The following is a 255-nucleotide window of genomic DNA, read 5'->3' as shown; positions in this document are numbered from 1 at the left end:
CAACATACGTGGCACAGATTATTACCATTAAGGAATGCAAACATGATAGACACCATTAACCAGCAACTTCAACTACTCAAGTTATCCGGTATAAAGCAAGCACTCAAGCAACAGCTTGAACAGCCAAATCTATATCAAGAGCAAAGCTTTATAGAGCGCGTCAGTTTATTGCTCACTCATGAAATTGATACGCGTGAGCAAAGAAAAATCGACCGGCTAGTGCGACACGCTAAATTCCGCTTACCGGCTCAGTTA

The 255-nt window shown here is 42.0% G+C and carries 1 protein-coding gene; it reads left to right on the top strand.

The window, feature by feature from the left end; genetic code table 11:
* Positions 1-42: 42 nt before the first annotated feature.
* Positions 43-255 (top strand): ATP-binding protein (locus H5200_RS24550; RefSeq protein WP_182762920.1); only part of this gene is annotated, 213 nt, incomplete at its 3' end.

This window comes from Pseudoalteromonas sp. SG43-7, from assembly GCF_014164295.1.
Lineage (GTDB): Bacteria > Pseudomonadota > Gammaproteobacteria > Enterobacterales > Alteromonadaceae > Pseudoalteromonas > Pseudoalteromonas rhizosphaerae.
The sequence above is the reverse complement of the archived record's forward strand: the minus strand, read 5'-3'. Positions and strand labels throughout refer to the sequence as shown.